This is a genomic window from Streptomyces catenulae (genome assembly GCF_000718015.1).
GTDB lineage: Bacteria > Actinomycetota > Actinomycetes > Streptomycetales > Streptomycetaceae > Streptomyces > Streptomyces catenulae.
Map to the genome: position 1 here is coordinate 1 of NZ_JODY01000065.1, position 4,758 is coordinate 4,758.

The following is a 4,758-nucleotide window of genomic DNA, read 5'->3' on the forward strand; positions in this document are numbered from 1 at the left end:
GTGCGACATCGGCCTCGTCGGCTACGAAATGGCCCTCCTGGTCGACCGCGCAGGCAACGTCCTCACCCCCGACCTACGCGCCGAACTCCAGGGCAGCCTGTTGCACTGAAGCGCCGCAGCACTTGTCCCGTACACCGCCGAACAGCCACCGGCCCAACCCGACGGCCGTCCCGCACAAGACAGTTGTCACGCCCGGAGGATCCATGACCCCGCCACCCACGTCGGACCCCTACGATGCCTACAGTCAGGCGTCGTACGGCGGCGAAGGCGACCAGCCCCTGGTGCGTCCCTACGCCATGACGGGCGGCCGCACCCGGCCGCGCTACCAGCTCGCCATCGAGGCGCTGGTCAGCACCACGGCCGACCCGGCCCAGGTCCCCGGTCTGCTGCCGGAGCACCAGCGCATCTGCCACCTGTGCCGCGAGGTCAAGTCGGTGGCCGAGGTCTCGGCGCTGCTGCACATACCGCTGGGGGTGGCGCGCATTCTCGTCGCCGACCTGGCGGAAGCCGGGATGGTGGCGATCCATCAGCCGGGTGGCAGCGGTGAGGCCGGTGGTACGCCGGACGTGACGCTGCTGGAGAGGGTGCTCAGTGGACTTCGCAAGCTCTGACGCCGCGTACGGGGAAGGCGCCCCGGCGCGTTCGACCACCTCGGCGAAGATCGTGGTGGCGGGCGGCTTCGGCGTCGGCAAGACGACCTTCGTCGGCGCCGTCTCGGAGATCAACCCGCTGCGTACGGAGGCCGTGATGACCTCCGCGTCGGCGGGGATCGACGACCTCAGCCACGTCCAGGACAAGACCACGACGACCGTGGCGATGGACTTCGGCCGCATCACCCTGGACCAGGACCTGATCCTGTACCTCTTCGGTACACCCGGTCAGGACCGCTTCTGGTTCATGTGGGACGACCTGGTGCGCGGCGCGATCGGCGCCGTCGTCCTCGTCGACACCCGCCGCCTCGCCGACTGCTTCCCCGCCGTCGACTACTTCGAGAACAGCGGACTCCCCTTCGTCATCGCACTGAACGGTTTCGAGGGGCAGCAGCCGCACACGCCCGAAGAGGTGCGCGAGGCGCTCCAGATCGGGCCCGGTACGCCGATCATCACGACCGATGCCCGCCACCGCAGCGAGGCGAAGAGCGCGCTGATCACGCTGGTCGAGCACGCGTTGATGGCCCGGCTCCGCTGAGCGGGGGTCCGTCCGGAGCGTTCCGGGCGGACCCGCCGTACGGCGTTCCACCCGGGTGTGTCACCAACCGTGTCACACGCTGTGTCGTTGGACACGCTGTCGATTGTGTTCATAACGTTTCGGCAGGCAATTACCCCGCCACAGACACACCGTGCGCACATCTGGCTCCACTGTGCACACGCTTCCCCCGCATTTTGCCGCGGCTCGCCCTTAACGCCCCTTTTATCTGAGGTCTCCCCCGCCTCCCCCAGGCTTTGCTCAGTGTTTGGAACGCACCCGTCCGACGTGCTGAAATTCGCTGAACTCCGAAGGAGAGACGCCCAGAAGAAACGGCACAGCACGACGTGTCGCGCCGAGAGGTTGTTGGTCGAGTGAGGCGAAGCAAGGCGAGCCCCGAGCCGCGGGAGGCCCGGCGGGGCAACTTCACCCCGCCGTCGCGCAGTACCGGCCCGGCTCCCGGGACGCCCGAGACCGCCCCCACCCCGCCCGTTTCCGGTGGGAAGCCGTACTCCCCGCGCAACTGGCGGGTGGCCACCCGCCTCAACGCCATTCTGCTGATCCCGGTCCTGCTCGCCCTGGTATTCGGCGGGCTGCGGGTCAACTCCTCCCTCGAAACCTGGCAGGACGCCCAGGACGCCGAGGCCACCGCGAAGCTCGTCCGCGCCGCCCTCACCTACGGCAACGCGCTCATCGACGAGCGGGACCGCACCGCCGAACCCCTGCTGGACGGCAAGAAGAACGACCCGGCCGTCGGGGACGCCCGCGCCGCCACCGACCGGGCCGCGGCCGGTTTCCGTACCGCCGCGGAGTCGATGCCGGACAAGCCGGGACTCAAGCGCCGCCTCGCCGCGTTCACCACCGCCGAGAAGGGTCTCGGCGCGCTGCGCGACTCCGCGTACACCTCGGCACTGCCCGGCGTACGTACCGAAGAGGGTTACGTCGCCATCCAGCACCCGCTGATGGAGTTCGCCAACGAACTCGGCCTGGGCACCGGCAACATCACCTCCTACGGCCGCACCGTCTACGCCCTCTCCCTCGCCAAGGCCGCGGCCTCGCTGGAGCGCTCGATCGGCGTCCACCTCCTCGTCGACCCGGCCACCGGCACCACCCACAAGCGTCAGCTCACCGCCTTCGCGTCCTACCGCTACCTGGAGAACATCGCCATCGGCGAGTACACCTCCGGCGGCACCCCCGAGGACGTCGAGCGGCTGAAGAAGGACACCGCCGCGCTGAAGGCGACGGTCAGGTCGAAGAACGCACGGGCCGAGCGGGAGGCCGAGGCGGGCGGACGGCCGTTCCGTGCTCCCCCCTCCATGGACGCCATGGCCACCGCGATCGGTTCCGGCGAATCGCCGGAGGATCTGGCGGCCCGCGGCATCACCCCCGGGGTGTGGTTCGCGGCGGCCACCGGCGGTTTCGACATGTACCGGTCCATCGAGAAGGACCTCGCGGACAAGGCCGTCGCGGAGGCCGCGCAGATCTCGGCGGACGCGAAGCGGACCACCTTCACCGACACCGGCATCGTGCTCGCCGCCCTGATCGCCGCCTTCCTGGTGGCCGGTCTGATGGCGCGCCGGATGAGCCGGAACATGCGCACCCTGCGCACCGCGGCGTTCTCCATCGCCGAGCAGCGGCTGCCGCTCCTCGTCGACCAGCTCTCGCGCACCGAGCCGGGCCGGGTCGACACCCGGGTCCGGCCGATCCCGATCGGGACGACCGACGAGATCGGCGAGGTCGCCCGCGCCTTCGACCAGGTGCACCGCGAGGCGGTCCGGCTGGCGTCCGAGCAGGCGATGCTGCGGGGCAACGTCAACGCGATCTTCACCAACCTCTCGCGCCGCAACCAGGGCCTGATCGAACGTCAACTGACGCTCATCACCGACCTGGAGAACAACGAGGCCGACCCGGACCAGCTGGAGAACCTCTTCCGGATGGACCACCTCGCCACGCGCATGCGGCGCAACGGCGAGAACCTCCTCATCCTCGCGGGCGAGGAGCCGGGCCGCCGCTGGGACCAGCCGGTCCCCCTCGTCGACGTCCTGCGTGCGGCCACCTCCGAGGTCGAGTCGTACGAGCGGATCGAGCTGGCCGGGGTCACCGAGAGCGAGATCCACGGTCAGGCCGTCACCGACCTGGTGCATCTGCTGTCGGAGCTGCTGGAGAACGCGACCACGTTCTCCTCGCCGCAGACCAAGGTGCGGGTCTCCGCGACCCGCATGTCCGACGGCCGCATCATGGTCGAGATCCACGACAAGGGCATCGGGCTGACCGCCGAGGACTTCGCGGACATCAACCACAAGCTGGCGAACCCGCCGAGCGTGGATGCCGCGGTCTCCCAGCGGATGGGCCTGTTCGTGGTCGGCCGTCTCGCCGACCGGCACGGCATCCGCGTCCAGCTGCGCCCCTCGGGCGAGCAGGCGGGCACCACCTCGCTGGTGATGCTGCCGGACGCGATCACACACGGCGGTGGTGGCAACGGCCGGTTCGAGGAGGACTTCACCGTCCCCCGGACCGCGCCCGAGCGACCCCGCGCACCACGTCCGGACACACCGGACACCGGCGACGCCGCGTTCACCACCCCCCACGCGGCCGGAACCGGACCGGACGGCGTGAGCCGTTCACTGCTGCGTGAGGAACGTCGCGCAGCGCTGGAAGAGGCCCAGGGAGCCCAACAGGCCGACGGGGGACCACTGTTGGGCAACGCGGCGCCGGACCTTTCCGGGTACGGCGCGCACCCCGGGCCGCAGGCATATGCGGAAGCCGATCAACCGCAGTACGGCGACGGTGCCTTCGGTACCGAAGCTTTCCGGCCTGCGGTCGGCCCGCACCCCACGGACCAGCATCCGTACGCCGCTCCCGAAGCACCCGTCACCGGCGGCGGGTTCGAACCCGCCGCGTACGATGGGCACTTCGGGGCCGAAGCGGAATCTGACCGGAATACACCCGCCGCTCCCGCCCACGCGTCCGAGCGCGTACCATTCGACCGTCCGGGCCCGTCCCCGAGCGACACCCACTCGCTGACCGATGCCGGCCTTCCGCGCCGCGGAGGCCACACCGAGCAGGCGCAGCCTGCTGCGCAGGAGTGGGCGCAGCCCGGGGAGTCGACGGTGCCCCCGCAGCGGTGGGAGGCGTCGGACCAGGTCCTGGACGGCTCCGAATGGCGCAGCTCCAACGACGAACGGTGGGAGCGGGCGGAGCGGCTGCGTGAGCCGAAGGCTGGCGGGGTCACCCCGTCCGGTCTGCCGCGACGGGTGCCCAAGGCCAACCTGGTCGAGGGTTCGGCGGAGCAGAGCCCGCAGGGTGGCCCCCAGGTCTCCCGGGCCCCGGAGGACATCCGCGGCAGGCTGAGCAATCTGCGTCGCGGTGTCCAGCAGGGCCGCAACGCGGGGGCGGACCGCTCGGAGTCCCCCCACAATGACCAACAGGGCTTCGGCCCCGGCAGCACCTACGATCAGGAGCGTTAGTGTGAGCCCGATGAGCCAGGCGGCGCAGAACCTGAACTGGTTGATCACCAACTTCGTGGACAACACCCCCGGTGTGTCCCACACGGTCGTGGTCTCCGCGGACGGT

The 4,758-nt window shown here is 70.3% G+C and carries 3 protein-coding genes and 2 pseudogenes; all 5 read left to right on the forward strand.

What is annotated here, in order from left to right; genetic code table 11:
- Positions 1-109, forward strand: a pseudogene (locus tag IF23_RS0130610) (roadblock/LC7 domain-containing protein); the annotation flags it as partial.
- Positions 110-203: 94 nt separating this feature from the next.
- Positions 204-611, forward strand: coding sequence for a DUF742 domain-containing protein (locus tag IF23_RS0130615; protein ID WP_030289539.1), 408 nt, complete (start codon positions 204-206; stop codon positions 609-611).
- A complete protein-coding gene (locus tag IF23_RS0130620) occupies positions 592-1,188 on the forward strand; it encodes a GTP-binding protein (RefSeq protein WP_030289540.1) in 597 nt (198 codons plus the stop codon). Before IF23_RS0130615 ends, IF23_RS0130620 begins: the two co-directional genes overlap by 20 nt.
- A 371-nt stretch (positions 1,189-1,559) precedes the next feature.
- The gene (locus tag IF23_RS0130625) at positions 1,560-4,652 is read left to right on the forward strand and encodes a nitrate- and nitrite sensing domain-containing protein (protein WP_078654375.1); all 3,093 of its coding nucleotides are present in this window, start codon (positions 1,560-1,562) and stop codon (positions 4,650-4,652) included.
- A pseudogene (locus tag IF23_RS35295) lies at positions 4,603-4,758 on the forward strand (roadblock/LC7 domain-containing protein); the annotation flags it as partial. The gene IF23_RS0130625 and the pseudogene IF23_RS35295, both read left to right, overlap by 50 nt.

Coding starts and splice junctions, on each gene's coding strand:
- IF23_RS0130615 (WP_030289539.1), top strand. CDS start 204: ATGACCCCGCCACCCACGTCGGACCCCTACGATGCCTACAGTCAGGCG.